Genomic DNA, 25,658 nt, shown 5'->3' on the forward strand with positions numbered 1-25,658 from the left:
AACCAGCTTGCAGCTGCCGGCCGGTGTCGCTCCGTCCGATACCCACGAAACAGCAAAAACCCTCGAGTCCGTACCATACGTGAACGATGGACGAACAGGAAGTACAACGAGACCGAGAGGCGGCGACGGTCATCAGACTCGACTCCGACCGTGAGCGTGATCTCCTCGCCGGGACCGCCACGGAGGTCGACGACACGACACCAGCCGCCGACGCGCTCGAGCGCTTCGCCGAGCAACTCGAGGGGTATCGGAAGAACGCCGAGCACGAGGAGGCCTGGGTCCGCACGCTTCGGCTCCCGGAGGCGGGACAGCCGGACGCCGGTGACGAGATCGAGATCGAGTTTCTGTTGCCCAGCGGCGACTCGTTCACCCGGACGTTTACCGTTCCGCCGCAAAACTGGCCCGCGGACAACGACCTCGTACGACTGCTCGAGCACGTTGGCCGGACGCCCGCGACGCTGACAGAGATCCTCGGCGACGCGGTCACGACCGTCCACGACGGGAGCCAGTGGCGACTCACACTCGAGGACGCGGTCGACGAGCGCGACTCGACCGATGGCTCGAGCGACCACTGGGACGAACGCTGGGCCGTTACACTCCTGTTCGCCACCTTGCTCCCGCTCGTCGTCGTCTCCCAGATCCTTTCGCCGATGGCGTTCTTCCTCGGCAGTTCGGCCGTCACCACCGTCGTTCTCTACTCGCTCGGCGGCATTGCACTCCTCGTAACCATCGGTTTCCTCTTTGCGTCCATCGTCCACCGCGACAGCACCGATCGTGGACGGCCGCAGCTCTGACCGGTCCACCCTTTCGCGCAGTTTCACCGCGCGAACGGTATGTGAGACCACTGGTCTCGCACTACTCAGTCCTCGCCTCTCTCACGGGTCGCTTCGCTCCCCGTTCGATTTCTCGAGGGTGGCTCGTTCACTCGCCACCCTCGCCCGCTCCGCGGTTCACTCCGTTCACCGCTCCGCCTCGAGGACTTCGCTTCGTCTTCGCGCGGTTTCACCGCGCGAACGGTATGCGAGACCACCGGTCTCGCGCTACTCAGTCCTCGCCTCTCTCACGGGTCGCTTCGCTCCCCGTTCGATTTCTCGAGGGTGGCTCGTTCACTCGCCACCCTCGCCCTTCTCTATCGGCGCTCGAACCAGATTCCCCCACTCGGTCCAGGAGCCATCGTAGTTGTGGACGTCTTCGTAGCCGAGCAGTTCGTGCAGCGCGAACCAGGCGATGGCCGAGCGTTCGCCGACCCGGCAGTACGTGACCACCGATTCGTCGCCGTCGATCCCCTCGTCGGCGTACACCTCCTCGAGTTCGTCCGCTCCCTTGAACCGGCCGTCGTCGGTCAGGTTCGTCTTCACGGGGACGTTCGACGCACCGGGGATGTGACCGCCGCGCTGGGCGGTCTCCTGGAGGCCCTCGGGGGCGATCATCTCGCCGGAGAACTCCTCGGGCGAGCGGACGTCGACCATCGGGATGCCGGCCTCGCGGGCCTTGTCGACGTCGTCTTTGTACGCACGGATGCTCTCGAAGGGACCTCTTGCGCTGTACTCCTGGGCCGAGAAGTCGGGTTCCTCGTCGGTCAGCGGGTAGTCCTCGTTCACCCAGTAGTCTTTCCCGCCGTCGAGGACGCGAGCGTCGTCGTGGCCGTAGTAGTTGAACTCCCAGTAGGCAAAGAGCGCGAACCAATTGGGGATCCAGCCGTTACCGTAGAAGACGACCGTCGAGTCCTCGTTGATGCCGTGGCTTCCGACGACGTCCTCGAAGTCGTCTTTTTTCAGGATGTCACGCTGGTCCGGGTCCGAGAGGTCTTCGTCCCACTGGAGGCCGATCGCGCCTGGGATGTGGCCCTCGTCGTAGCGCGAGGGAAAGTCGCCCTCGTCGGACGACTCGGGACTGTTGACCTCGACGATGCGGTAGTCGGAATCGTCCGACTGGAACTCCTCCAGGTGGTCTTCGACCCAGTCCGCCGAGACGAGTACGTCAGTGTCGTGGTGCGTCATGCGGTGTCGGCTCCCACGAGCGCCCACAAATAGCTAACAGCGGCGGTGAGTGTCGACGGTACCTGTGACGCGATCGACGTGCGATCTACTCCGCGAGCCTCGAGGCGGGTCACCCGCGAAACGCGGCCCTCGAGCGACAACGCTGTTATCTGACGGTGTACGCTTCGTTCGGGGTGCCGGCAACACGTGTCACTCTCTTGCGTGCGTTCACCTGACACCGGTATCGGCACCGCTAACACCCTCGAGCGAACAGCGGACGTATGCGACTCGCACGACTCCTCACGACCGACGGGCCCGTTTCGGGCCGGTACGACGACGGCGTCGTCTACGCCGAGGACGGCTCCTACGAGGTCGGCGTCGACGGCCGACTGCTACCGCCGTGTGAGCCCACGGCCCTGTACTGTGTCGGCCGCAACTACGCCGAGACCGTAGAACAGATGGAGTACGAACGCCCCGAGGAACCGGACTTCTTCATCAAGCCCCCGGCGTCGCTGCTCGCCCACGAACAGCCGATCCCCTATCCCGAGTTCACCGACGAACTCACGTACGCCGGCGAGTTGGCGGCCGTCATCGACGAACGCTGCCGAAACGTCGAGCCAGAGGACGTTTCCGAAATCGTCCGGGGCTATACGATCATGAACGACGTCGACGCGCTCGACCAGCAGGGCCGGACCGCGCGCAAAGCATTCGACGGCTCGGGGCCGCTGGGCCCCTGGCTCGAGACCGACCTCGACCCGCGGGCGGTCGACATGTACACCGACGTCGCAGGAGAGCGCCGCCAGGAGGCGAACACCGAACTAATGCTGTTCGGCCCCTACGAAGTGGTTTCTTACCTCTCGAAACGATTCACGTTCGAGCCGGGCGACGTCGTCGCCTTCGGCAGCCCGGCGAACCCAGGCCTGCTCGAGGCCGGTGATACCGTCGAGATCACTTACGAGGGCATCGGAACGCTCCGGAACACCGTGGTGGACGAACGCGACTGAGAGAACTCGACCCGTAGCCTCGAGCCGAGTGTGACCCTCACCCGTACACGTTCTGGTCATCCGACGACGACCTGAGCGTCACTCTCCGTGGAGAGTTCCCCACCACTGCGAACCGTTCCAGGGTGATCGAAGCTGGCTGTAGGTGTTCACCTCTCCCAACCGGGAAGACAACACACTTGCCCGACCGTCACGTTCTGGTCGACGTGTCCAGCGAGGAGTCGCCCCGCGTCGAAGTCTATCCCGGCCGCGAGGTCGTCGTCGACTTCGATCCCAACCTCACGTTCGAGTGCGTCGAGGAGTGTACGTGGTGTTGTCACCACGGGGTATTGCTCTACGACCGAGATTTACTCGAGTTAGCCCAGCGGGCGAACCTCGTGGAGACGACGACCGACTTCCGCGGCGAAAAGTTCGTTACCCGCGAAGAGAAAGCTCGCGAGGACCACGTTGCCGAGGACGGCCACGCATGTGCGTTCCTCCGCGAGGATGGACTCTGTACGTTGCACCTCGAGGAAGACTGGAAACCGACGCGGTGTTCGGTGTTTCCCCTCGGGGTCCGACTCGAGGGCGGCGACCTCCACGTCGACGTTCGAGACTCGGCTCACGACCACTGCGATGGCCTCGGGGTCAGCGACCGGCGCGTGATCGACAACCTCGAGGCGTTCCTGCCAGCGATCCTCTGGGACCTCGAGAACCCGGATTCCGACCGCGAACTGTGAGTGCTCTGTAATGTCCGGACGGTCACCGTCGGCACTCGCTTCGTCCGGTCCATGTTAACGCCCCTCTCCAACCATTTAAACGTCTCCCCCACGTAGATAAATTGTGACAGAAAACACCGGGCGTCGGAACCTTCGGATGCCCAACAACGACGAAGTATTCGCCATCGTAACCGAACACCTCGGTGGCAATCACGTTCAGCTTCGCTGTGCGGACGGCAAAGAACGTCTCGGACGCATTCCGGGCCGGATGAAGTACCGAACGTGGATCGAACAAGACGACGTCGTCGTCGCCGAGCCGTGGGACTGGCAGGACGAGAAGGCCACCATCGAGTGGCGCTACACCAGCCAGGACGCGGACCAGCTTCGACGCGAAGGCCACATCGAGTGATCCGCCAATCGGTGCGTTCGGTCGGTACGGACGGACGATGTTCGTCCGCCGAATTTTTCTCTCGAACTCCACCGTAAGCGACTTTCCGAGACGAACGTTCCACTGAGATCCTCGCCCAGGGGCCGCTATCACCGTACAGCGCTCCTCGAGTGTGTCTCCGTAGAAGAATCACTATTCTCTTTGGCGGAATTTTATAAACATTCATATGTAATCATAAGATAAATTTATTTCCATCGGCAATGACTGATGGAATGTGATGTCCGCGAAAGACACCATGACGGAATATCTCGCACAGAACCCACGAATGATTGGCGCGCTGTTCACCCTCGTGCTCCTGTTGAGCCAGGCTGGAACAGTCGCTGCAGGCACCAACACGCAGATCGGCCCGTAATAGACGTTCGTCTCACCGCGTAGTTCGTTCTCCGGTTCGCTGTACTCAATCACTCGATAAGTAGCCGATTCCGTCGTTCCAGCGAAGGGTCCCGTCGACTTGTACTGGCAGCTTCGTCCAGGTGAGGTACTCCTGAATCTCGTCTTCTGAAACCGTCGCCACGGGCGCATGTCCCGGCGTGAGGTGTCGGTCCGAGACGGACGCGAGGTTCGACGCTGTCGCCGAGCCGAGTTTGTACTCTTTCGTCGAGTACGACCGACACGCAAAGCCGAGCGAGCCGTCGTCGTATCGATCGAGTTCGATGATCGACGGCGCCCCGCCGTCAGACTGGGCGATGTCAGCGGAGCCGTCGCCGACGATCAGGTACTGGTCGCCCAGTTTCCCGTTTTGGCGGGCGATCTCGAGTGCGCCGCGAAGCGGGAAGCCACGATTGAGCAGTCTGGCCATCGTTTCCCCGGCTTCGACGGCGTCCTCGTTGTCGACGTCGGTGTACGTACTCACGCCGCCGAAGGCACCGCGGCGAGTCAGCGCCAGTCCCTGCTCGTAAGAGCGACAGGCGTTGAGGAAGAAGACGCCGAGATCGACTGACTCGAGCGTTCTGACGTCAAGGTCGCCGTCTGGACAGCGGATGCCGTCTTCGGTCGCGTGTCCGATGTAGTGTAAGAAGTCGTAGTCACCGCTTGCGAGGAGGTCGGCTAGCCGGTCGGTACTGACGCCAAACTCGGAGTGGACCTCGAACGGGAGCGCCTTTCGATTCCCGTAAGCGCCGTCTAAGAGGTCGTGCTCGTCGAGCATGCGCGCGTCATTACAGACCAGTAGGATATCGATCGACTCGCTGCGTTCGTCTCGGTTCAACTGATTACGATACGCGTCGATCGTCGCCTTCGAGGCGCGTCTTGGGATGCGATCGCCGAACCAGGCGTGTTCGATCGACTCGTCGACGACATCGGGGACGACGAACGACGAGTCGGCGTCGAACGTCGACGGCGCTCGGGTACCGCTGGTCGAGCGAACGAGTCCCGCGCTTGCCGTATCGATCTCTGAGACGGTCGTCATCCGTCCGCGAGCCCCCCGAACGATGCCGAGTTCGTTGACGACGAACGGGAGCAGTTCGACGGTCTCCGCTTCGGACGGAACGTGAGCAGTCAACGGCCACCGGGGAAGGTAGGGCTCGAGGCGCTCGTAGGGCACCTCAAGAAAGCGCTCCAGTCGCTCGGGCAGCGACGCCGCGTACGCTTCGGCCAGATCGAACGGGAGGTCGTCCTCGAGGACGGATCGCTCGTGGAGGTCGTACTGGAAGATTCCCTCGGTGCGGATCAGACAGTCGAGGAAGAAAAACCGTTTCAACAGGTGGGCGACGTCGTCCTCGATAGTACCACGTGTCACCAGTGACCGTTCGAAACGCGGCGTCTCGAGTCTGGGCGTTTCTCCAAGCCGAACCGTCGCTCCGAGGAAGAACGCGAGCGGTGCGGCCTGGAATACCGCCTCGTACGCCGGTGGAACGACGAGTTCGACGTCGCTGTCCGGGGGATTGATCGGGTCTGGGATCTCGAGGTCGTCGCCGAGTTCGATCAACGGTGGATGGCCCCGCAGCGTTGGCCACGTTCGCTCGGGCGAGGGCGTCTTCAGTGCCGACGGCATCGCCGAAACCGCTTCGACTATCGAGTCGAGGTCGGGCGGGGTCGTGATCGTCGCGGCTGGCCGATCGTGGGGTGATCGCGCCCCGAGTTCGATCGGCACCGCTCGCTCGAGCGCGATCCGGATCGACGTCTGGCCGACGTCGATGACGCCCGTCGAATCGAGCCGACAGTAGAGCTTGATCGGCCCGCTCAGGCCGACGAACTGGGCTTGATCCTCGAGTTCAATTCGGTCGCCGACGTTGAGGCTCCGCTCGGTCCGGCCCGTCCCGTCGTGGACGGTCACCGAACAGGTCTGATCGAGCACCAGCTCGTCCGTGACGAATCGACACGCCCTGTCGACCGGGAAGCAAAAGCCGTGGGGGTCGATCACCTCAGGACGAACCGTTTGAGCCGTCTCGAGGTGGAGCCGTCGTTGCTCGATCGAGTCGTGTATCTCGAGCCCGGGGTCGTCGGTCGTCTCCTCGAACGTGATCGTCATGCCCGTGTGTGGATACTGATCTGTTTCATCCCTACCGTCAAAAAGGGTTGTATCGGCTCACCAGTTGAATCGACAGCCGTCAGTAACCCGCTATGTCGGTGGCGGGACGCGAACTGAGCGACTGGAAGACGGTCGTCGGAAACCGTGGTTCGACCGTACTGGGGCGGCGGCCGCTACCGCTCCCCGGAAGCTGTACGCGTTCGATCACACCCCGATCGGCGAGCTCATAGAGGAACCGTTTGACCGTTCCAGTCGTCAAGTCGGATCGATCCGAGATCGCCGCCGCGACCTCGCGGATCGGTCGGTCTCGAGCTTCGACCGAGACGAGTTCGAGGAGGACCTGTTGTCGGGTTTTGGAGACGGCGAGTGCGCGATCTACGTGGACACTTTCGTTGGGGACGGCAGCCATCGCTTTCTGTACGTGCTCGGTGTCGATCCGGTCAGCCTCAGCTTCGGTCGCGACGAACCCTGCTGTGAACAACGCTGCCAGCCCGTCGTGAGCGTTCCCGTCGGCCCATACCGCGAGGTCGCGGACAAGCTCGTGGTCGAGGACGCCCGCCGCGAGCCCCGTCGACGCCCGGTCGGTGAGGACGTCGACCAGTTCGTGGTGGCGGTAGGCCGGTACCAGGACCGTCTCACCGGTCCAGCCTTCAGGCTCGCGTTGGCCGACCGCGACCGTCGAGACGTGTTCAGCGACCGGCTCGAGCAGTGTTCGTGCCCGATCGTACGCGAGCGTCTCGGGTTCGTCGTGGTGGTCGATCGCGACGACCGCCCGACGGTCAGGACGATCGAACCGTTCCCGGAGCCGATCGCGGAGTTCGCCGGTCCCGATGCCGCTTTCGGGGACTGGAGTCGATGAAAGGGCGGACAGCAGGGTGCGGTAGAACGCAAAGGCGCTCTCGACGCGACGGGCGTCGATGGCGACAAACGACGTACTAGGACTGGCGTCGCCTGCGCGAGTCGTCGTCTCGATCGGTCGGCTCGAGTCGCCCAGCCGGTCGTCGAGCGCGTCGAACAGCGCAGTCACGATCGCGGAGGTGCCGGATCCCGGCGGGCCAACGATAGCAACTGGATCGGGCAACTCGTCGTCGAACACCGGCTCTAACGCGTCGAGCAACTGCTCTAAGACCGGCCCTCGCCCGATCGGCTCCGGTCGGTGGACGACTGGGCTCAGGTGCGTCCAGTCGACGACGATCGACTGCTCCTGGTGAGCCGAGCGTCGCCTGTCGATGCGGTCCTGTAAGTTCATGCCGTCTCCGGTCGGTCTGAGAAGAGTGCCGCCTCGAGCACTTCGAGGGGGTGGCGAATCTCGTAGCCGGTGCCGTGTTCCATCTGCATCGAACAGGTTGGACACTCGGTGAGGCCCGTTTCGGCGTCGGCGGTGTCCATGTGATCGAACATCTCTTCGCCGATCTTCATCGACGTCTCGTAGTTTTCTGCTTTCCAGCCGTAGGTGCCGGAGATACCCGAACAGGAGTCACCGACGTCGTGGGCGTCGACACCGTCGATCACGTCCAGTAGCTCGACCGTCTGGCCATCGAGACCCTGGTTCCGGGCGTGACACGGCGCGTGGTAGGCGAAGTCGTCGAAACCCTCGACCGACGCCCCTTCGAGTTCGCCCTCGAGGTCCTCGTGGACCCGAAGGTACTCGAGGGCGTCCCAGGTGTTCGCGGCCACGTCCTCGGTGTCCTCGAAGTCGAACAGTTCGGGGTACTCCTGGCGAATCGACATCGAACAGGAACTACAGGAGGCGATGACGTCGGCCCCGTCCTCGAGTGCCGCCGCGAGTTCGCGAACGTTCGTCTCTGCGGCCCGTCGGGCGTCCTCGAGCATTCCGTTGGCGAACATCGGCGTTCCCGAACACGACTGTGGGGGGACCAGCACCTCGTAGCCGAAGTGCTCGTAGACGCGGACGAGCGCCTTTGCGACCTCGGGCGTATTGTAGTTCGAGTAGCAGCCGTGGAAGTACGCGATCTTCTGATCCTCGTTTTGGACCTTCGCCCCACCTCGCTTTCTCCACCAGTCTCGAAACGTCTCCGTCGCGAACGCGGGAAACTCACGCTCGCTCGTAATACCGAGCGTCTTCTCACCGAGCCACCGCGTGATCGACAGCCCCATCACGAAGTTCGCGGTGCGCGGGAACGTCGCCGCAAGCGGCGCGAGCCGTCGGTAGTTCGCGAGGATACGGTTGCGGACGTATTCGCGGGAGAACTTGCTCATGTGGTTCTCGACGTACTCGCCGCGAGCCGTGTTGTGCATCTGCGATAGCGGCACCGACGAGGGACAGGCGCTATCACAGCGCATACAGTTCGAACACTTCATCACCGACTCGTCGATGTCGTGGTCGTCCTGGCGCTTGAGCCGCCACTGTTCTGGACCCTGGAACTTCGGTCCGGGGAACTCGTCGTCGACTTCGGCGACGGGGCAGTTGGTGTCGCAGGTCGAACATTTATAGCAGTTGTCCGCGCCCGGCCGGAGGTCCATCTCCTCGGCCTCGGGGAACACCTGAATCGGTTCGAACTCGTCGCTCGCGTCGTCGGTGGGGTTGTCTGCGTCGCTCATCGAATCACCTCGTCTACCGCCTCGCCCGCATGGGTTCCGGCGACGTAGCCCGTCGCGAGCGAGACGCCGCTGCCGGATTTCTCGGCCGCGTAATCGTAGCCGCCGAGTACCGAACCGGCCGCTCGCAGGTTCCGGAACTCCGGCTTGCCGTCGGCGTCGAGCGGCCGCAACTCGCCATCGGCGGACAGGCCGAACCGCGCGTAGGGCTGCTCGTCGAAGACGCCGTCGACGAACCACTCGTACCGGTCGTCGGCGTGGGAAACGTGACAGTCAAAGATCGGTTCGTACACTCGCTGGCGCTCGGACTGGACGCCTTTTCCGACCAGCCCGCCCGTCGCGAGGACGTACTGGGTGGCCCGGTGGGGGACCTGGGCACCGTTTCGGTCGACGACGACGTGGTCGATCCGATCTTCGCTGGCCCCTGCCGTCTCGTACTCGACCACGGGAACGCCCGAGGTGACCCGCACGCCAGCGTCCTCGAGCGCATCGTACAACAGGTCCTCGAGCCGGATCCCCGGCAGACTCGGCGGCCCCATCGGGACCTCGAAGACGTCGACGCCGAGTCCATCCGCGAGGTCCGTCCGGACCTCGTCGGCGTGTTCGTCGCCAAGGAGTGCGGGAAAGCCGACGCGAGCTTCGCCCTCGAGGTGTCCCTCGACGGCTTCGATCAGCGCCGCTCGCACGCCGATTTCACCGGCGTCGACCGCGATTGCTTCGTCGACGTCGAGCAGGTGGGCGTACCGCGTCACCTTCGCGTCGTCCCGTCGAATGCCGGGGAACGAACACGTCGCGCCGCGAACGTCGAACGGGACGCCAGCAGCCTCGAGATGGGCCGCAGCCAGCGGGGCGTCGAACCCCGGCAGCGTCTCGAAGCCGACGAGCAAGACATCTCGACGGTCGCTTGCGAGGCCGGGGGCCGTCGCCGTCGGGTAGCGGGCTGTCGGCTTGATCGTCCCGGCTGCCGTCGGCACGAGCGCGTTGGCGTCGGTGTGAGAGCCGGCGTACGCCGCACCCGCCAGCTCGTCGAAGAAAGCCAGTGCCTTACGAATCGCCGCTTCTCCGACGAGCCGATAGGGATGGCTGTCGGGCAGGCTCTCGAGTGCGTCGTACGGATTGGTGAGCGGTCCGTCGTCGGTCGGCGCGTACCCGAGAACGTCGATCAGGCCGCTGGCGTGGCGCAGCGTGCTCTGTTTGTACGTCACCAGCCGCACACGGACGTCACGCTCGGCTGCGGCCAGGGCGGCGGTCGCACCCGCGAGGCCGCCCCCGATCACGAGCACGTCGTCTTCGATCGCCATCTCACCGCCCTCCGTCGAAGGCCGCGTAGTCGATCGCCTGCGAGTCGCCCGCGGGATCGCCGTCGCGGTTCATCGTCGTCGTGTGCAACGCGTAGGTGAGCATGGCCTGCGAGAGCTGTTCTCCCCAGAGGGCGTGGCGCTGGCCCTTCCAGCGCTCTTCGAACAGTTCGTCGAACGCGTCGCGGACGGTTTCGGCGTCGTACGCGGGATGGAGTTCACAGGCCAGTTCCTGACAGCAAAAGCCACCCTGGCAGTTGCCCATCGAGGCCCGCGTTCGAATTCGAACCGCGTTCAGGTCCGACCCCGACTGGGCGATTGCGTCCTGCACTTCCGCGCGGGTCACACCCTCACACTGGCAGATGACCGGATTGGGGTCGTAGCGCTCGAGTACCTCCCGAGTCCGACTGCCAAGTCGCTGGCTGGACCGGCGGGCGACCGGCGACCGAAGCCCGAACTCGTCCATCGCCGCCTCGAGCGTCTCGAGGCGCTCGCTGCCGGGCAGCGGTTCGTCCGCGGTTTCACACGAGGCGTTCACGCCGAGTTCGGCACAGACGTGGTCGGAAATCGCTTCGGCCATCGCGCGGTAGGTGGTCAGCTTCCCGCCGACGATGCTCGTGATGCCCGAGACGCCGTCCCGGTCGGCGTGATCGAGCAAGAAGAACTCGCGCGTGATGTCGGTCGGGTCCGTGGTGCCGGTTTCCGGCGGCTCGTACAGCGGTCGAACCCCCCAGAACGACCGGATCGTCCGGGCCTCCCGGAGGATGGGGACGAGTTCTGCGAGCGTGTCGATCATCGCGTCGACCTCCCAGCGTTCTTCGGGGTAGTCGTCGGGGTCGTCGACCTCCTCGTCGGTCGTGCCGAGGATCGCCGTCGTCTCGTGGGGGACGATGATGTCTGCGTCACCTTTCGGGCGACAGCGGTTGATGACGGTGTCGACCTGCCGGACGTTCATGATCGTCATCACGCCCTTCGAGGGACGGACCTCGACCTCGAGGTCGGCCATCCCAGCGATCGCTCCGGCCCACGCGCCCGTCGCGTTGACGACGTAGTCGGCGGTGATCTCCTCGACCGTTCCGGTCGGCACGTCGGTTCGCTTGCCGGGGCCAGCGCCGTGGCGGACGGTGACGCCGAAGACATCGTCGCCGTCCCTCAGGAGGTCGATCACCTCCGCGTGAGTCTCGATACGTGCGCCGTGGGCTGTCGCATCCATCGCGTTCGCGACGCACAGGCGAAACGGGTCGACCGCCGCGTCGGGAACCTCGATCGCTCGCTCGACGTCCGTCGCGAGATAGGGTTCGATCTCGCGGGCTTCACGGCCCGAAAGGACCGTCGCCGGGATATCACACTCACGACAGCCCTCGAGTTTTTCCTGGAAGTATGCGTCCGAATCTTCCGGGCGCTTGACGAACAGCCCGCCGGTCTCCTCGACGCAGTGGCCCGCGATCTCCCGAAGGATACGGTTCTCTTCGATGCACTCTCTCGCGCTCGCCTGATCTGAGACGGCGTACCGGCCACCGCTGTGGAGCAGGCCGTGCATCCGGCCGGTCGTCCCGTCTGTTAGCGTTCCCCGCTCGAGGAGGGTGACCTCGAGGCCGCGCATCGCCAGATCTCGGGCGATACCACAGCCGGTCGATCCCCCACCGAGGACGAGGACGTCGGTGTCCGTTGCCATTCCGTTATCGGTACCTGGGAGCGCTCGACCTTTATTTTATCGCCGCAGGCCCAACAGCCATAAGAAACGTCTCGACGCGATGCTCGAGTGGGAGCGAACCGTTCGATGCGGTCTGTTACTCGAGCTTTCGGACGATTGGATCATCGTCGAACGCTCGTTCGAGTCGGCTTCCGGCGTCTGCCCACCCGAATCGATGGGAAACGCTTATGATAATCCTGGAGATTGTTTATCAGTATCACGTGACCTCCGGTAAAGATATCGCGTGAGCCTACGGGGTGACACCAGTGACAGAGCACACGTACGTCGGCGCAGTCGATCAGGGAACAACCGGCACGCGCTTTATCGTTTTCGACCACGCCGGACAGGTCGTCGCAAACGCCTACGAAAAACACGAACAGATCTACCCGGAACCCGGCTGGGTCGAACACGACCCACTCGAGATCTGGGAGAACACCAAACGCGTCATCACGCGGGCGCTCGGCCAGGCCGAGGTCAGCCCCGACCAGCTCGAGGCTATCGGCGTGACCAATCAGCGCGAGACGACGGTGCTGTGGGACGCCGACTCCGGTCGGCCGGTCCACAACGCTATCGTCTGGCAGGACCGACGCACCACCGACCGCATCGAGCAACTCGAGGCCAACGGCGCGGTCGAGACCATTCGCGAGAAGACCGGTCTCGAGGCCGACGCGTACTTCTCGGCGACGAAAGCCGAGTGGCTGCTCGAGGAAGGTGATCCGATCAAGATGGAGCGCGCTCGCCCTGCGGACGTCCGCGACCGGGCCGAAACCGGCGAAGTGCTGTTCGGAACGATCGACAGCTGGCTCATCTACAACCTCACGGGCGAACACGTCACCGAAGTCACGAACGCCTCGCGAACGATGCTGTACAACATCCACGACCTCGAGTGGGACGACGACCTCCTCGAGGAGTTTTCGATCCCCCGTGAGATGTTGCCGGAGGTCCGCCCCTCGAGCGACGACGCGACATACGGGACGACCGACCCCGAGGGCTTCCTCGGCGCCGAAGTCCCCGTCGCGGGAGCCCTCGGCGACCAGCAGGCCGCGCTGTTCGGCCAGACCTGCTTCGACGCTGGCGACGCCAAGAACACCTACGGCACGGGGTCGTTCTTCCTGATGAACACCGGGGGCGAGGCCGTCGAATCGGACCACGGCTTGCTGACGACGATCGGCTTCCAGCGCTCCGGCGAACCCGTCCAGTACGCCCTCGAGGGGTCGATCTTCATCACCGGCGCGGCGATCGAGTGGCTCGAGGACATGAGCCTGATCGACGACCCCGCCCAGACCGCCGAACTCGCTCGCAGCGTCGACACCACCGACGGCGTCTACGTCGTCCCCGCGTTTACCGGCCTGGGTGCCCCACACTGGGACCAGCGCGCCCGCGGCACCATCGTCGGGATGACCCGCGGTACCCGCAAAGAACACGTCGTCCGTGCGACGCTCGAGTCGATCGCTTACCAGACCCGCGACGTCAAAGAAGCGATGGAGGCGGATTCGGGCATCGAGATGACCTCGCTCAAGGTCGATGGCGGCGCGGTCAAGAACAACTTCCTCTGTCAGCTCCAGTCGGACATCATCGGCTCGGCGATCGTTCGCCCCGTCGTCGACGAGACGACGGCGCTCGGCTCGGCCTACGCCGCCGGGCTGGCCGTCGGCTACTGGGACGACCTCGAGCAGCTGCGAACCAACTGGCAGGTCGACCGCGAGTTCGCTCCGCAACTCGACCTCGAGACGGCCGACGCCCGCTACGACCGCTGGATCGACGCCGTCGACTGTGCCCGCGGCTGGGCGATCGACGACCCGAGCAGTTCCTGATCCAGTGTGATCGCCGGTCGCTCGGCTCCGGCGAGCCCCGGCGTCCGTCGCCGGGATCAGACGACTTTTCGTCCCCGACGCGGAGACTCCGGTATGACCGACGATCCGCCGCTGGTGCTCGACATCGACGGCACGCTCACCCGGCCCGACACCTGGGGCATCGATCCGCGCGTTTTCGATCCGCTCCACGAGTGGAACGGCCCCGTCGTGCTCGCGACCGGGAAGGCCTTTCCATACCCCGTCGCTCTCTGTCACTTCGCCGGCATCCCCGAACGTGTTGTCGCAGAAAACGGCGGCGTCGTCTACACCGGCGACGAGGTCTTCTACACCGCCGACCGCGAGGCCGCCCAGGCCGTCGTCGAGGAGTACCGTGCCGCCGGCCACTCGCTAGGATGGGGCGAGGCCGATACCGTCAACCGCTGGCGCGAGACCGAGATCGCCATCAACCTCGAGCAGCCGATCGATCCGTTGTGCGAGATCGCCGCCGCTTACGGACTCGAGGTCATCGACACCGGCTACGCCTATCACGTCAAGGATCCAGCCCAGAACAAAGGCGATGGCGTCGAGCGAATCGCCGACCACGTCGGATTCGACCCCGCCGATGCCGTCGCCGTCGGCGACTCGATCAACGACGTTTCGACGTTCGATGTCGTCGGCCGGAGCTTCGCCGTCGCCAACGCCGACGACGCTGCGAGGGCGGCCGCCGACGAGGTCCTCGAAGCAGTCCACGCCGATGGAACGCTGTCGGTACTCGAGCGGATTCGGTCGTCGTAGCCCGCCGGGACAGAACGCTTTTCTCTCGTCCGACCGACGCTCTGGTATGGTCGTCGAATCGCCCCTCGTCGCGCTCTTTGGACTCCTGGCGACGGGTACGGTCTTCGGCGGGACGTACTGGGATGCGACTCGGGTCGACGTCTCTCGGCCGCTGTTGTGGGCGACACTCGCAGGCGGTGCGGTCGCCGTCGGCGTCTACCTCTACCTGTTCGTGCCGACCGCACCGATCACCGGCGTCTTACTCACGGCAAACACCGGGATCGTGCTCTATGGCTTCGAACGTGAGGTCTCCAACGAGGGCGACGAGGCAACCGAACCCGGGACGCTCCCTTAACTCCGTCCGTCTCGCCGGATCGATCAACTCACCAGATAGTACGGATCGGCCTCGAGTTTGGGCTCGAGGAACCTTGCGAGGGCGTTCGCTCGGACCGCCGTCACCGAGAGGCCGTTGAGTTCGTGGTGGTCGAGTACGCCAGCGTCCATCGCCTCGTCACGGATGCGGTCTCGGTTCCAGTAGTAGACGTACTCGTTCTTGTCGAAACTCGTTTGTCTAATGGGTTCGCTCTCGCCGTCGTCGTAGTAGATCCGGCCCTCGCTCTCGTCGAGGTCTGCGTACGGCGGGTCCGACGCCATCTCGATGTAATGCAGCTGCGTGCTGATGAACCAGGGCGTTCCGACGTTGAGGATGAGCACGTCGTCCGAATCAAGCTGAGCATAACAGCCGTTCGGGCCGAACGTATCGTGGTGGTCACAGCCGTCGAACCGATACGGGCCGTGGACCTGAACCGAGTGAATCGCGTCGTCGGTCCGGTAGTGAGCGTCGTCGAGGAACAACCGCGAGAACGCGCCGACTTCCGGCGTCGAGGACGCTTTGTGATACTCGCCAGTCTCCCGAAACGACGGCGTAAACCCCGGCACCAGAACCGACTCGAAGCGCTCGGTCAGCACCTCGAACAGGTAGTCGTACGGGTCCCGTTCGAACGCCGTGTTGATGTCGCTCAGGCCGGCGTGGACGAACACCACGTCGTCGTCGTAACACTCGAGTAGTCGTTCGAACGTCGATGGATCGACCGCACTGACGGGCCTGCCCGGCGTCTTCTTTTTTACGTAGTACTTACCGGTACACCAGAGCGTCCGTGGGAGGTGTGACAGGGTCGTCATCCAGTCCCACCGGTGTTGGGGCTTGTCTCTGCCGTTCGTGTCTCTCTCGGACGGCCCTGTTCTGTGCCTGTCGCTCGAGCCACGGTTCGGTGCCCGAGACCACGTTCGAAGCCTGTGTCGACTGTCATAGCGAACGGATTACTGGACGCCGCCGGTTCCACTCGTCGCGAGCCCCCGAACTGCCCTCGAGTGTGGGAACCGACGATCCTACAGCGGTACACCCGACAGTCGGCTATTGTTAGTCGGGTGTTGGCCCTGGGAAGTCAGTCGGCACATGCCAGTACGGGGGCGACTACCGACGGATGGGACCCCCGTCGGACGGCTTGCTTGGTTGTATCTCTACCCGGCAGTCGGTAACTGGGAGTGTTCCGACCCAGCCGTTGCCATCCGCTGTGCCGCGTGTTGGTACTCGTCGATCGCTTTCAACGAGAACGCGGACGTTTTTGCCCTCGAGGTCGTACGCCGTCCCTAATGAGCGATTCCGACGGGGGTCCGAGCCAGGTCGACTCACCGGACTACCACAGCGAGCGTCACACGGCTGCCCAGACCTGTGGCTGGACGGCTAACGCGTTGCGTGGGGAGGGCAAGTGCTACAAAAACATCTGGTACGGAATCGAGTCACACCGCTGTATCCAGATGACGCCGGTCGTCCGGTGTAACGAACGGTGTGTCTTCTGCTGGCGAGACCACCGTGGCCACGCCTACGAACTCGAGGACGTCGAGTGGGACGACCCCGAGGCCGTCGTCGACGCCTCGCTCGACCTTCAGAAGAGGCTCCTCTCGGGGTTTGGCGGCAACGAAGAGGTTCCTCGCGAGGTATTCGAAGAGGCGATGGAACCCCGCCACGTCGCCATCTCGCTCGATGGCGAGCCGACGCTCTATCCCTACTTGCCGGAGCTGCTCGAGGCGTTTCACGACCGTGACGTCACCACGTTCCTCGTCTCGAACGGCACTCGGCCGGACATCCTGCGGGAGTGTAATCCAACGCAGCTGTACGTCAGCGTCGATGCGCCGGAACGACACACCTTCGATCAGGTCGTCAAGGCGATGGAGGACGACGCCTGGGAGAAGTTGCTCGAGACGATGGACATCCTCGCCGAGAAAGACGAGACTCGAACCGTCCTCCGGACGACGCTGGTCGACGGCGAGAACATGCACCACCCCGACTGGTATGCCGGATTCTACCAGCTCGCCGACCCCGACTTTATCGAACTGAAAGCCTACATGCACGTCGGCCACTCGCGGGGTCGCCTGGACCGCTCGTCGATGCCCGACCACGAGGCCGTCGTCTCCTTCGCCGAGGACGTCATGGCGCACATGCCTGCGTTTACCGAGTGCAAGGACGTACCGGCCTCGAGAGTCGCCTTGCTCTCGAAGACGACGGATACGTGGGTCCCAAAACTGAAAAAAGACAGTGAGTTCTGGGCGCGCGATCCAGTTACGGGCGACTGATCGCCGGACTGCTGAACTGTCGACTCGAGGGGGATCTGGTCGGCAATAACGCTTTTTTCTCACCGTAACGTACGGTCGGCAGTGACGATACGGCACCTCGTCGACCGGCTCGAACCGACCACGTACACGATTGCCGTCGTGAACGACGACGAGCCGGGACCGCTCGAGGCGATGCTCGCCGATGCGTTCGACGGCAATGGCATCGACATCGAGGCCACTGGGAACGCAGAGACCGTCTTTCGAAACGTCTCCGATGCGAATCTCGACGGTGTGACGACGAGCGACGAGGACGACCTGGCGGTGTTGCTCGACGATGGGGAACCAGTCGCCGCCTCGTCGATGAACGCCCTCTATGAGTCGTTGCTCGCGATCAACTCCGACCTGTTCGTGACCGGAGCGCGCGGACTGGGCGAGATCGAGCTTCCAAACGTATTAGCCGGGCTCGAGGACACCCGACTCCGACTACGGGGGTATCCGCTGGCACACAAAGAGAAACTGCTGTTGATCATCGTCTCGCGGTACATCGAACAACTCGCGTGTGAGGGTGGCTCCGGGACGATTCGTTCGGCGTTCCAGACGCTTTCTCGAATCGAGGACGAACTCGGCACGAAAGAAGTCTACGACCAGCTCGCAGGGACCGACGTCGACGTTTACGTCTATGGGGTCGACGACGGTATCGACTCGTCGCTCGGGGCGACGATTCACTCGGGAACCGGTCCCAAGTATCGTCGATCGTGGTTCGTGGTCTACCGACCCGATAGCGCGGCCTCGGCGGCGGACTCTGGGGCGCTCGTCTGTTACGAAGTCGAGCCTCGGGTCTGGGATGGCTTTTATACGTTCGACGCCGACCGCGTCAGAGAAATCGACGATGCGATTACTGACGGGTTCTAGGCGTCAAAACACCGGTGGGTTTTTCCCAGCGCCCTCCCGAATTTCGACATCGGATCGGGAGTCACTCGAGTAAACTACCGACAACACCATCGCAGTTCTGTTATGCATGCCATATTCGGTATGCTTTTGAGGGCACCGCTCAAACCTAGAGCTATGTCAGCCACAGCGGAGTCTGCCGTCGGGCACGACGAACTCGCCGTTCTCAAGTTGCTCGCACTCGAGGGCGGTCTCGAGGGTGACGTCAAGATTTCCTGTTCGGCGCTGGCCGATCGGCTCGACGCGTCGAACCAGACGGCCTCCCGTCGGCTCCAGCGACTCGAGAGCGCGACATTGCTCGAGCGAGATACGGTCAGTGACGGCCAGTGGGTCTCGGTCACTGACGAAGGCGAGCGCGTCCTTCACGCCGAGTACGAGGATTACCGGCGGATCTTCGAGCGCGACACCGAGGTCGCCCTCGAGGGAATCGTCACCAGTGGAATGGGTGAAGGCCGCCACTACATCTCCTTACCCGGTTACAACCGTCAGTTCGAGGACCGACTCGGCTACGAGCCGTTTCCCGGCACGCTAAACGTCGAACTTCGCGAGGACAGCGTTCGTCGGCGCAGCGCCGTCTCCTCGCTCGAGCCGATCCCGATCGACGGCTGGGAGGACGACGAGCGGACCTATGGGCCGGCGGTCTGTTATCCGGCGACGATCGAGACGGCGACCGGCGAGCGCTACGTCGATGCCCACACCATCGCGCCCGAGCGCACCCACCACGACGACGACCAACTCGAGGTTATCGCTCCCGTGAAACTCCGCGAGGAACTCGGGCTCGAAGACGACGATCACGTCACGGTCTCCGTTGGTGATCGCGAATGACGGGCCACCACGCCGGCCCTCGGTCGAACGCGGACAGAACGACGGCGAGCGCCGGCGTCGACGGGAGCGACGAAGCAGGGACGTTCGTACGCGCCCTCGACGCCCTGCACGCGGGCGAGCCGGTGTTAGTCCACGATGCCGCCGATCGTGAGGGTGAAACCGACCTCATCTACCACGCCGACGCGGTCACCCCCGAGGCCGTTGCCAGGCTGCGAAACGATGCCGGCGGACTTGTCTGTACTGCACTCGGCCACGAGATCGCAGAGGCGTTCGACCTTCCGTTCTATACCGAGGCGATCGACCATCCGGCCGCCGGCTGCCACAACCTCGGGTACGACGAACGCTCGTCGTTCTCGTTGACCGTCAACCACCGCGAAACGTACACCGGGATCACCGACGTCGACCGCTCGCGAACGATCCGAGCACTCGGTGAAGCCGCCGCTGCACCCGAAGCCGTCGAGTTTGCCGCGGAGTTTCGAGTCCCCGGACACGTTCATCTCCTGAAAGCCGCCCCCGATCTGCTCGCCCAGCGTGAGGGTCATACCGAACTCGGCGTCGCCCTCGCCGAGGCCGCCGACCTGTCTCCGGCCGTCGTCGTCTGTGAGATGCTCGACGACGAAACCGGCGAGGCGCTCACCCCTGTCGACGCCCGGGCGTACGCCGACCGTCACGACTTCGTCTACCTCGAGGGCCGGACGGTCCTCGAGCACCTCGGCTGATACTGCCGGACAGAACTCGTCTGAGCGTTCGTCGCTCCCCTCCCGCGAATGCGCTTCACTGACTTCCGTCTAACAGTATGGGTCCCGGCTCCGTTCGGCTGCTGTCGGCTTCGATCAGTCTCCTCCTGACTCCAGTGTCGGGTCGCTTCGACCCGCGCCGCTTCGGTAGACGGCATAGAGGATGAGCACCGCGATCAGGAAGTCGAAACTGTGTTCGATGAGGTGATGGACCGCCATGGGGATCAGTCCGAACACCGTTGCGAGACCGACGATCGACCGTGCGACCAGCAGGCCGAGGACAATGGTGATCAGGAGGTACCGAAACGAGCGCCGACGCCAGTAGGCAACGACGCCACACAGAAAGAGAACCGTCGTTCCGGTGACCGCCAGGACGATCACGAGCAAGAGCACTGGTGCGAACTCGGGGGGCAGCCAGTCCACCTGGAACGGGGTCGTGTGATTCATTGCCGCTGGTCGGTATCGGTGCGAGAGTTACCTATGTGCTTCGGTCATTTCTATGCGACCGATCCGAGCGTGACGGGTCATATGACCCGTTCTTACTCAGTGGGAACGAAGCAAACTGGTTATGAAGGCGCTGGCGCTACACTCGAGTAGCGACAGTACCCGACACATCCAGATTCCAATGAGCACCACTCGACAGGAGATCAGGACACACGTACACGCAAACGCCGGGATTCATTTCAACGAACTCGTCAGAGAGTCGGCGTTTGCACCGGGACAGATTCAGTACCACGTTCGACGGCTGATCGACGAGGACGAACTCGTCCGGGACGAGTACTACGGTCGGACCCACTACTATCCGCCCGCATACGACGAGTGGGAACGCGCCGCCCTCGCACTGTTCCGACGCGAAACCACACGCGAGATCGTCGTCTATCTGATCGAACACGAACCCGCTCGCCCCGCTGCCATCGCCGGCGAACTCGGCATCGCCCGCAGCACGCTCGAGTACCACCTCGACCGGCTCGTCGAACGCGAAGTCGTCGAAAAACGGTACGACGCACGCAACCGCGTGACGCTCGAGCTGGCCAATCCGGAAGTAACTGGGGAGTTGCTCTCGACGATCGAACCCACGGTTCCCGACCGACTACTCGATCGCTTCACCCGCCTCGTCGACGATCTGCTCGAGGGACCGCCTGATCCTTCGAGGTAACGCATCGTTCGGACCGTTTTCCCGTCTATCTACGGCGAGGAGGATGTCACTGTTCGCTGAATGTCGCGGATACAGGAACGAACGGATCGGCCGCGAACCGACCGGTGTGTCCCACCGTCCACGTTCAGTCGTCCCAGTTTGCCCGGAGCCATAGCGACTCGAGGGTGACCGCCAGACCGCCTACGACCACCGTTAAGACCGCGACGAACCGCAAAAGCGTCTGGAAGAACGACGGTCTCTCGTCGCTGTAGTCGATGGAGGTGGTGTGGTTTCCGTGGTCGTGATCGCCGTGATCGTGCCCGTGGTCGTGAACGACCAGATCGTCGTCGCTGTCATCGCTGTCATCGCTGCCATCGCTCTCGTCGCCGTGATCGCCGTGGTCGTGGGCATCGTCCGCCGCGGGGACGACGGTCGCGTCGATCCACTCGCTTACGTAGGTTCCGCCGGGCGCGCCGGTGAGACGAAGTTCCCACGTCCCCTCACTCGAAAGCGGCTGGACGGTCGCGTAACCTCCGTCGTCGATCTCCTCGAGTTCGACCTCTTGATCGGAGCCGTCCTCGTCGCTAAGCAGCAACCGGACGGACTGCTCCGACTCGACGAGCTCGCCGTCTTCGACGAACGCGGCCTCGAAGACGATCGGTTCGTCCGCCGTGAGAGTCAGCGCGTCGTCAGCCTCGTCTTCGGCGACGGGGAAGACGGTGACCTCGAGGAGGACGTCGTCGTACTCGTACTCGATCGTCGACTCCGTGAGTTCGTCGCCTTCACCAGCGACTGCGGCCGTCGGGGCCGACGTGAGTACACCCGAGAGCACCAACACGGCCACCAAGAGGGCGAACTCGAGGCGGACGCTGCGAACGAATTGTCCGATCGATCGCTCCCGATCGGCTGACTCGGTGCCCCCGTCGGTGCTCACCGGCCTCGATGTGTCGGCCGGGCGGGAAGGGACGGACGGTTCGAGCCGTGAGAGCAGGACGAACCGGTTGAGTCCCCCCAGCCCGAGTGCGACCGTTGCGAGGGCCAGTTTGGCGACGAGGACGAGCCCGTAGTCGGTCTCGAAGAGGCCGTCGGCCGTCGGGACGTGCCACGAGGCGAGGATGAACCCGGTCGTGAGTACGAGAGTGACGCCGACGAGCGCGAGAACGGAGAACCGACGAACCGTCCGGGAGAGCAGCGCCGCGCCGTCCGCTGGCGAGGCGGTTCGGATCGCCGGGACGACAGCGAGCGCGAGGACGGCCAACCCGCCGACCCACAGCCCAGCGCCGAAGAGGTGGACGAAGTCGATGATCGTCCCGTTCAGCCGGTCGATGGCAGTCGCCGAGTGGCTCGTCCAGGCGACCGAGAGGGTGACGAGGAGGCCGCCGAGGAACGTCCCCCAGTAGAGCCCCCGTCTCGAGACCAACCGCTTGAGCCCGACTCCGGCGAGCCCGGCGAGCGAGACAGCCAGCACGCTCTGGAGGAGCCAGGCCTGCCCGAGCGGCGTTTCGGTGAACTCGACGAGCGTACCGATAGAGAGCGCCCCGGTTCCGGCGGCTCTGCCAATACCGAGCGCGAGCGCACCGACCAGCGTACAGAACGCAGCGACCGCGATCAGTACGGAGAGCCGACGGTTTACGGTCTCCTGTCGACTCGAGCCGGCTCGAGCGAACGCCGGTCCTACCGCGAACAACGCGACTGCTGGTACCCCGAGTAGCCCGACGACGCCGACGACCAACACCGACTTCGCGCCTGCCTCGAGCGGCGGCACCGACTCGTCGGCCTCGTCGTCTTCGTACGCCTCGAGGACGGCGTCACGGTCGAGTGGCTCGTCACCAACGGCGAAGAAGAACGATCCCGAGGTCGTGTGGCCGTCGTCGGCGAGCACCTCCCAGTCGACGGTGTACATCCCCTCCACAGCGGCTGTTTCGTCGATGGGGACGTCGACGACCTGGGTGTCGTCGGGGTCGATCTCCGGTTCGTCGGAGACGACCTCGCCGTCGGGACCTTCGACGGTGATATCGGCGTTGACGACGCCATCGCCCGAGAAGTAAAGCGTCACCTCCTCGGGCAGCGAGTCGACTTGCTCACCGTTGCCGGGGTCGGTCTCGCTCAGGTAGGCGTGGGCCGCGACCGGCGTCGTCATACTCACCAGCACCAACGCTCCGAGGGCGAGGACGATCAGAAGAAGCGTTACGCTCAAACGGACAGACCGGTCGCGGTCGGTCATCGGTATCGACCTGTATACCCGGTTCCGGAGTCACCGACGTACTGGACGGTATCGACGGAATCGCCGACCTCGATTAGCTCGACGTCCTGGGCGGTCATATCGACGACGGCGACCGACTCGTCTCCATCAGCTGGCGTAATGAAGTAGTCCTCCCCGGAAACAGCCATCCGATTCCGGCTGTCGGTTTCACCGGCTTCGAGTCGGTCGACTTCCTCGAGTTCGGAGACGTCGATAACGGCCACGTCGGCCGACTCGGCGTTCGCGACGAAGGCGAACGCTCCCGCCGGTCCGAAGCGGACCGTCGAGGGCCCTCCATCGATCGCGAGGCTAGCCAGGACGTCACTCTCCTCGCTGGTTACGTCCACGAAATGGACCTCGTCGTCAACGATCGCGAGTCGATCCTCGTCGGGCGAGAGGAACATCCCGCCGGTAAAATCGAGTTCGTCGACGATCTCGTCGGTTTCGGTGTCGACGACAGTCGTCCCACCGACGTACTCGACGTACGCGAGACCGTTTCTCGGGCCGTAGGCCTTGTAGTGAGTCCCACCAGCCTCGCCGAACTCGAGGAACGCCGTTCGTTCGTAGGCCTCGAGGTCGATCGCAGGTATTCCGGGATCGTTGACGTTCGTCGCGTACCCGGTGTCGCCCATCGACTCGTGGTAGAGGAGCTTGCCGTGGCCTTCCCCATCGAGGCCGGACTCGACGATCTCGCTCACCTCGAGCGTGTCGACATCGATCACGTAAAATGTGCCTTCGTCGTCAGCGTGTACCCAGATTTCGTCGTCGACTGGGTGGTAGATGTGGTTGATACCTGGACCGACGTCGATTGCGGTTTCGTGCGTGCGTGTTTCGGTATCGAGAACGTGGACCTGACTGAGCGACTCTTCGACGACGAATATCCGTTCGTAATCGTGTGTGATCTGTGGGTCTGCCCACGACTCGTCGTCGAACCCGTCGGTAATTTCGTCGACGACCTCGCCCTCGGTGGGGTCGAGGATCGAGATCCGATCCGGGGAGAACGCGTAGACGAGCCCGTCACTACCGATAGCATCGGGTTCGTCTCCGTTGCTGTCGTCATCGCTGTCGTCTGCAGCGCCGTCGGAACCATTGCCGAGACAGCCAGCAAGAGCCGTGATCGCGAGTCCGCCAGCGGCCCCGATAACCGATCGTCGCTCGACTGAGTCGGCCGTACTCGGAGTCATTATCTGAGTCTGCCGGAGTAGCCGACGCCGGAGTCACCGACGTACTGGACGGTGTCGACGCCGTCTTCGACCTCGACGTGTTCGACCTCGCTGGCTTCGATATCGACGACGGCGACGATCCCATCGGCGTCCGCGGGCGTGACGAAGTAGCCGTCCCCGGCGACGCCGGACCGGTGGAGGTGGTGTGCGTCTTCGGGTCGTTCGATGTCGCCGACGTCGACGATGTCGACGACCTCGAGTTCGTCGACGTCGATGATGGAGGCCTCGTCGGTCTGTGTGTGAGCCGTGATCGCGTAGCGTGTGTCCTCGCTCTCGTGGTACCGGAGGGCGTCGGGCCCGTCGCCGACAGGGACGACGCCGAGTTCTTCGCTGTCCTCGCTGGTGGCGTCGAGGAATCTGACCTCGTCGCCGTCGAGGACGCCGAGGACCTGTTCGTCGGACGAGAGATACATTCCACCCGCGAAGTCGAACGTGTCGACGATCTCGTCGGTCTCGGTGTCGACGACGACCGTCTCGTCGCCGAACTCGACGTATGCACGCCCGTTCTCGGGACTATAGGCCTTGTAGTGGGTCCCCTGGTCGTCCTCGTCGGCGAACTCGATGAAGTCACTGCGCTCGTAGCTCTCGAGGTCGATCACGGCCACGCCGGGATCGTTCACGTTGGTCGCATAGGCCGTCGAGCCGAAGTCCTCGTGGTAGAGCAGTTTGCCGTGGCCTTCGTTCTCGAGGCCGGACTCGACGATCTCCGTCACGTCGTGGGAGTCGGTATCGATGACGTAAAACGTTCCCTCGTCGTCGCTGTGGGCCCACATCTCCTCGTCGTTCGGATGGTACATGTGAGTCGCATCGGGTCCGATATCGACCTCGTCGACGATCTCGCGTGCCTTGGTGTCGATCACCAGGACCTGCGATGGAGACTCTCGAATAACGTAGATTTCGCTATAGTCGGCCGTGATACGCGGATCGCCCCAGCCTTCGTCGTCGAGGCCGTCGGTAATCTCGTCGACGACCTCGCCGTCTTCGGGATCGATGATGGCGATAGTGTTCGGCGCGAAGGCGTAGATCATCCCCTCGCTTCCCTCGAATTCCCCGTCGTCATTGTCGCCGTCGTCTTCGTGGTCGTCGTGGCCGTCGCTATCGTCGGCAGATTCCTCGAGTTCCTCGTCGTCATCGTCGTCACCAAGGCAGCCGGCGAGGGCGACGACGGTGCCACCCGCAGCGACCTGTACGAAACGCCGTCGGTTCAGCTCTTTGTGCATAG

Annotated in this window: 24 protein-coding genes; 13 read left to right on the top strand and 11 right to left on the bottom strand. The window is 63.9% G+C overall.

Annotated elements, in window-relative coordinates; all coding sequences use genetic code 11:
• Positions 1–86: 86 nt before the first annotated feature.
• A complete protein-coding gene (locus tag AArc1_RS04995) occupies positions 87–794 on the top strand; it encodes a hypothetical protein (RefSeq protein WP_117363334.1) in 708 nt (235 codons plus the stop codon).
• Between the two features lie 312 nt (positions 795–1,106).
• Here AArc1_RS04995 and AArc1_RS05000 read toward each other — a convergent pair whose 3' ends face one another.
• On the bottom strand, positions 1,107–2,000 hold the full coding sequence (locus AArc1_RS05000) for a sulfurtransferase (protein ID WP_117363335.1): 894 nt from the start codon (positions 1,998–2,000) through the stop codon (positions 1,107–1,109).
• A gap of 260 nt (positions 2,001–2,260) precedes the next feature.
• Between AArc1_RS05000 and AArc1_RS05005 the strand changes: the two genes are divergently transcribed.
• From AArc1_RS05005 to AArc1_RS19470, 4 genes are all read left to right on the top strand, one after another.
• Positions 2,261–2,983 carry a fumarylacetoacetate hydrolase family protein gene (locus AArc1_RS05005; RefSeq protein WP_117363336.1) on the top strand — a complete coding sequence of 241 codons (723 nt, stop codon included), beginning with the start codon at positions 2,261–2,263 and terminating at the stop codon, positions 2,981–2,983.
• Between the two features lie 203 nt (positions 2,984–3,186).
• Positions 3,187–3,699, top strand: coding sequence for a YkgJ family cysteine cluster protein (locus tag AArc1_RS05010; RefSeq protein ID WP_117363337.1), 513 nt, complete (start codon positions 3,187–3,189; stop codon positions 3,697–3,699).
• Positions 3,700–3,802: 103 nt separating this feature from the next.
• Positions 3,803–4,087: a translation initiation factor eIF-1A gene (locus tag AArc1_RS05015; RefSeq protein WP_117363338.1), complete on the top strand. Its 285-nt coding sequence runs from the start codon at positions 3,803–3,805 to the stop codon at positions 4,085–4,087.
• Positions 4,088–4,343: 256 nt separating this feature from the next.
• The gene (locus AArc1_RS19470) at positions 4,344–4,478 is read left to right on the top strand and encodes a DUF7503 family protein (RefSeq protein ID WP_267130090.1); all 135 of its coding nucleotides are present in this window, start codon (positions 4,344–4,346) and stop codon (positions 4,476–4,478) included.
• A gap of 45 nt (positions 4,479–4,523) precedes the next feature.
• On the opposite strand, the gene AArc1_RS05020 is transcribed toward AArc1_RS19470, so the two are convergent.
• The 5 genes from AArc1_RS05020 to glpA form a co-directional block, all read right to left on the bottom strand.
• Positions 4,524–6,596: a hypothetical protein gene (locus AArc1_RS05020; RefSeq protein ID WP_117363339.1), complete on the bottom strand. Its 2,073-nt coding sequence runs from the start codon at positions 6,594–6,596 to the stop codon at positions 4,524–4,526.
• A gap of 79 nt (positions 6,597–6,675) precedes the next feature.
• On the bottom strand, positions 6,676–7,845 hold the full coding sequence (locus AArc1_RS05025; RefSeq protein ID WP_117363340.1) for a Cdc6/Cdc18 family protein: 1,170 nt from the start codon (positions 7,843–7,845) through the stop codon (positions 6,676–6,678).
• On the bottom strand, positions 7,842–9,158 hold the full coding sequence (locus AArc1_RS05030; RefSeq protein WP_117363341.1) for an anaerobic glycerol-3-phosphate dehydrogenase subunit C: 1,317 nt from the start codon (positions 9,156–9,158) through the stop codon (positions 7,842–7,844). Before AArc1_RS05030 ends, AArc1_RS05025 begins: the two co-directional genes overlap by 4 nt.
• Positions 9,155–10,456, bottom strand: coding sequence for a glycerol-3-phosphate dehydrogenase subunit GlpB (gene glpB / locus AArc1_RS05035; RefSeq protein WP_117363342.1), 1,302 nt, complete (start codon positions 10,454–10,456; stop codon positions 9,155–9,157). Before glpB ends, AArc1_RS05030 begins: the two co-directional genes overlap by 4 nt.
• 1 nt (position 10,457) lies before the next feature.
• Positions 10,458–12,128, bottom strand: a complete 1,671-nt coding sequence (gene glpA / locus AArc1_RS05040) for an anaerobic glycerol-3-phosphate dehydrogenase subunit GlpA (protein ID WP_117363343.1) — start codon at positions 12,126–12,128, stop codon at positions 10,458–10,460.
• Between the two features lie 284 nt (positions 12,129–12,412).
• Here glpA and glpK point away from each other — a divergent pair, with 284 nt between their 5' ends.
• The 3 genes from glpK (at position 12,413) to AArc1_RS05055 (ending at position 15,068) form a co-directional block, all read left to right on the top strand.
• Positions 12,413–13,960 carry a glycerol kinase GlpK gene (gene glpK, locus AArc1_RS05045; RefSeq protein ID WP_117363344.1) on the top strand — a complete coding sequence of 516 codons (1,548 nt, stop codon included), beginning with the start codon at positions 12,413–12,415 and terminating at the stop codon, positions 13,958–13,960.
• Between the two features lie 93 nt (positions 13,961–14,053).
• The gene (locus AArc1_RS05050) at positions 14,054–14,734 is read left to right on the top strand and encodes an HAD-IIB family hydrolase (RefSeq protein WP_117363345.1); all 681 of its coding nucleotides are present in this window, start codon (positions 14,054–14,056) and stop codon (positions 14,732–14,734) included.
• 46 nt (positions 14,735–14,780) lie between these two features.
• The gene (locus AArc1_RS05055; RefSeq protein ID WP_117363346.1) at positions 14,781–15,068 is read left to right on the top strand and encodes a hypothetical protein; all 288 of its coding nucleotides are present in this window, start codon (positions 14,781–14,783) and stop codon (positions 15,066–15,068) included.
• 23 nt (positions 15,069–15,091) lie between these two features.
• Here AArc1_RS05055 and AArc1_RS05060 read toward each other — a convergent pair whose 3' ends face one another.
• Entirely contained in the window at positions 15,092–15,895 is an 804-nt protein-coding gene (locus AArc1_RS05060) for an AAC(3) family N-acetyltransferase (protein WP_117363347.1), read from the bottom strand.
• Between the two features lie 471 nt (positions 15,896–16,366).
• Between AArc1_RS05060 and twy1 the strand changes: the two genes are divergently transcribed.
• From twy1 to ribB, 4 genes are all read left to right on the top strand, one after another.
• A complete protein-coding gene (gene twy1 / locus AArc1_RS05065; RefSeq protein ID WP_117363348.1) occupies positions 16,367–17,347 on the top strand; it encodes a 4-demethylwyosine synthase TYW1 in 981 nt (326 codons plus the stop codon).
• A gap of 81 nt (positions 17,348–17,428) precedes the next feature.
• A complete protein-coding gene (locus tag AArc1_RS05070) occupies positions 17,429–18,238 on the top strand; it encodes a DICT sensory domain-containing protein (protein ID WP_117363349.1) in 810 nt (269 codons plus the stop codon).
• A 153-nt stretch (positions 18,239–18,391) separates the two neighbouring features.
• Positions 18,392–19,099, top strand: a complete 708-nt coding sequence (locus AArc1_RS05075) for a DUF120 domain-containing protein (protein ID WP_117363350.1) — start codon at positions 18,392–18,394, stop codon at positions 19,097–19,099.
• Positions 19,096–19,818: a 3,4-dihydroxy-2-butanone-4-phosphate synthase gene (gene ribB / locus AArc1_RS05080; protein ID WP_117363351.1), complete on the top strand. Its 723-nt coding sequence runs from the start codon at positions 19,096–19,098 to the stop codon at positions 19,816–19,818. Before AArc1_RS05075 ends, ribB begins: the two co-directional genes overlap by 4 nt.
• A gap of 114 nt (positions 19,819–19,932) precedes the next feature.
• Here ribB and AArc1_RS05085 read toward each other — a convergent pair whose 3' ends face one another.
• Positions 19,933–20,283 carry a DUF7471 family protein gene (locus AArc1_RS05085; protein ID WP_117363352.1) on the bottom strand — a complete coding sequence of 117 codons (351 nt, stop codon included), beginning with the start codon at positions 20,281–20,283 and terminating at the stop codon, positions 19,933–19,935.
• A gap of 178 nt (positions 20,284–20,461) precedes the next feature.
• Between AArc1_RS05085 and AArc1_RS05090 the strand changes: the two genes are divergently transcribed.
• On the top strand, positions 20,462–20,992 hold the full coding sequence (locus tag AArc1_RS05090; RefSeq protein ID WP_117363353.1) for a winged helix-turn-helix transcriptional regulator: 531 nt from the start codon (positions 20,462–20,464) through the stop codon (positions 20,990–20,992).
• A 124-nt stretch (positions 20,993–21,116) separates the two neighbouring features.
• Here the strand turns inward: AArc1_RS05090 and AArc1_RS05095 are convergent, their stop codons facing one another.
• Genes AArc1_RS05095 through AArc1_RS05105 form a run of 3 tightly spaced genes read right to left on the bottom strand, consistent with a single transcriptional unit; the run spans position 21,117 to position 25,656 of the window.
• Positions 21,117–23,195 carry a copper resistance CopC/CopD family protein gene (locus tag AArc1_RS05095; protein ID WP_117363354.1) on the bottom strand — a complete coding sequence of 693 codons (2,079 nt, stop codon included), beginning with the start codon at positions 23,193–23,195 and terminating at the stop codon, positions 21,117–21,119.
• Positions 23,192–24,397, bottom strand: a complete 1,206-nt coding sequence (locus tag AArc1_RS05100; protein WP_117363355.1) for a YncE family protein — start codon at positions 24,395–24,397, stop codon at positions 23,192–23,194. Before AArc1_RS05100 ends, AArc1_RS05095 begins: the two co-directional genes overlap by 4 nt.
• A complete protein-coding gene (locus AArc1_RS05105; RefSeq protein ID WP_117363356.1) occupies positions 24,397–25,656 on the bottom strand; it encodes a beta-propeller fold lactonase family protein in 1,260 nt (419 codons plus the stop codon). The genes AArc1_RS05100 and AArc1_RS05105 overlap by 1 nt, the downstream gene beginning before the upstream one ends.
• Positions 25,657–25,658: the final 2 nt, after the last annotated feature.

The sequence above is a fragment of the Natrarchaeobaculum sulfurireducens genome (genome assembly GCF_003430825.1).
In the GTDB taxonomy this organism is placed as follows: Archaea; Halobacteriota; Halobacteria; order Halobacteriales; family Natrialbaceae; genus Natrarchaeobaculum; species Natrarchaeobaculum sulfurireducens.

Excerpts from the sequence above, each read along its gene's own strand:
- AArc1_RS05100 (WP_117363355.1), bottom strand. The coding sequence starts at position 24,397 with ATGACTCCGAGTACGGCCGACTCAGTCGAGCGACGATCGGTTATCGGG.
- AArc1_RS05030 (WP_117363341.1), bottom strand. The coding sequence starts at position 9,158 with ATGAGCGACGCAGACAACCCCACCGACGACGCGAGCGACGAGTTCGAA.
- AArc1_RS05095 (WP_117363354.1), bottom strand. The coding sequence starts at position 23,195 with ATGACCGACCGCGACCGGTCTGTCCGTTTGAGCGTAACGCTTCTTCTG.
- AArc1_RS05075 (WP_117363350.1), top strand. The coding sequence starts at position 18,392 with ATGTCAGCCACAGCGGAGTCTGCCGTCGGGCACGACGAACTCGCCGTT.
- AArc1_RS19470 (WP_267130090.1), top strand. The coding sequence starts at position 4,344 with ATGTCCGCGAAAGACACCATGACGGAATATCTCGCACAGAACCCACGA.
- AArc1_RS05005 (WP_117363336.1), top strand. The coding sequence starts at position 2,261 with ATGCGACTCGCACGACTCCTCACGACCGACGGGCCCGTTTCGGGCCGG.
- AArc1_RS05025 (WP_117363340.1), bottom strand. The coding sequence starts at position 7,845 with ATGAACTTACAGGACCGCATCGACAGGCGACGCTCGGCTCACCAGGAG.
- AArc1_RS04995 (WP_117363334.1), top strand. The coding sequence starts at position 87 with ATGGACGAACAGGAAGTACAACGAGACCGAGAGGCGGCGACGGTCATC.
- AArc1_RS05090 (WP_117363353.1), top strand. The coding sequence starts at position 20,462 with ATGAGCACCACTCGACAGGAGATCAGGACACACGTACACGCAAACGCC.
- AArc1_RS05050 (WP_117363345.1), top strand. The coding sequence starts at position 14,054 with ATGACCGACGATCCGCCGCTGGTGCTCGACATCGACGGCACGCTCACC.
- glpA (WP_117363343.1), bottom strand. The coding sequence starts at position 12,128 with ATGGCAACGGACACCGACGTCCTCGTCCTCGGTGGGGGATCGACCGGC.
- AArc1_RS05105 (WP_117363356.1), bottom strand. The coding sequence starts at position 25,656 with ATGCACAAAGAGCTGAACCGACGGCGTTTCGTACAGGTCGCTGCGGGT.
- ribB (WP_117363351.1), top strand. The coding sequence starts at position 19,096 with ATGACGGGCCACCACGCCGGCCCTCGGTCGAACGCGGACAGAACGACG.
- AArc1_RS05020 (WP_117363339.1), bottom strand. The coding sequence starts at position 6,596 with ATGACGATCACGTTCGAGGAGACGACCGACGACCCCGGGCTCGAGATA.
- twy1 (WP_117363348.1), top strand. The coding sequence starts at position 16,367 with ATGAGCGATTCCGACGGGGGTCCGAGCCAGGTCGACTCACCGGACTAC.
- AArc1_RS05060 (WP_117363347.1), bottom strand. The coding sequence starts at position 15,895 with ATGACGACCCTGTCACACCTCCCACGGACGCTCTGGTGTACCGGTAAG.
- AArc1_RS05000 (WP_117363335.1), bottom strand. The coding sequence starts at position 2,000 with ATGACGCACCACGACACTGACGTACTCGTCTCGGCGGACTGGGTCGAA.
- glpB (WP_117363342.1), bottom strand. The coding sequence starts at position 10,456 with ATGGCGATCGAAGACGACGTGCTCGTGATCGGGGGCGGCCTCGCGGGT.
- AArc1_RS05085 (WP_117363352.1), bottom strand. The coding sequence starts at position 20,283 with ATGAATCACACGACCCCGTTCCAGGTGGACTGGCTGCCCCCCGAGTTC.
- AArc1_RS05055 (WP_117363346.1), top strand. The coding sequence starts at position 14,781 with ATGGTCGTCGAATCGCCCCTCGTCGCGCTCTTTGGACTCCTGGCGACG.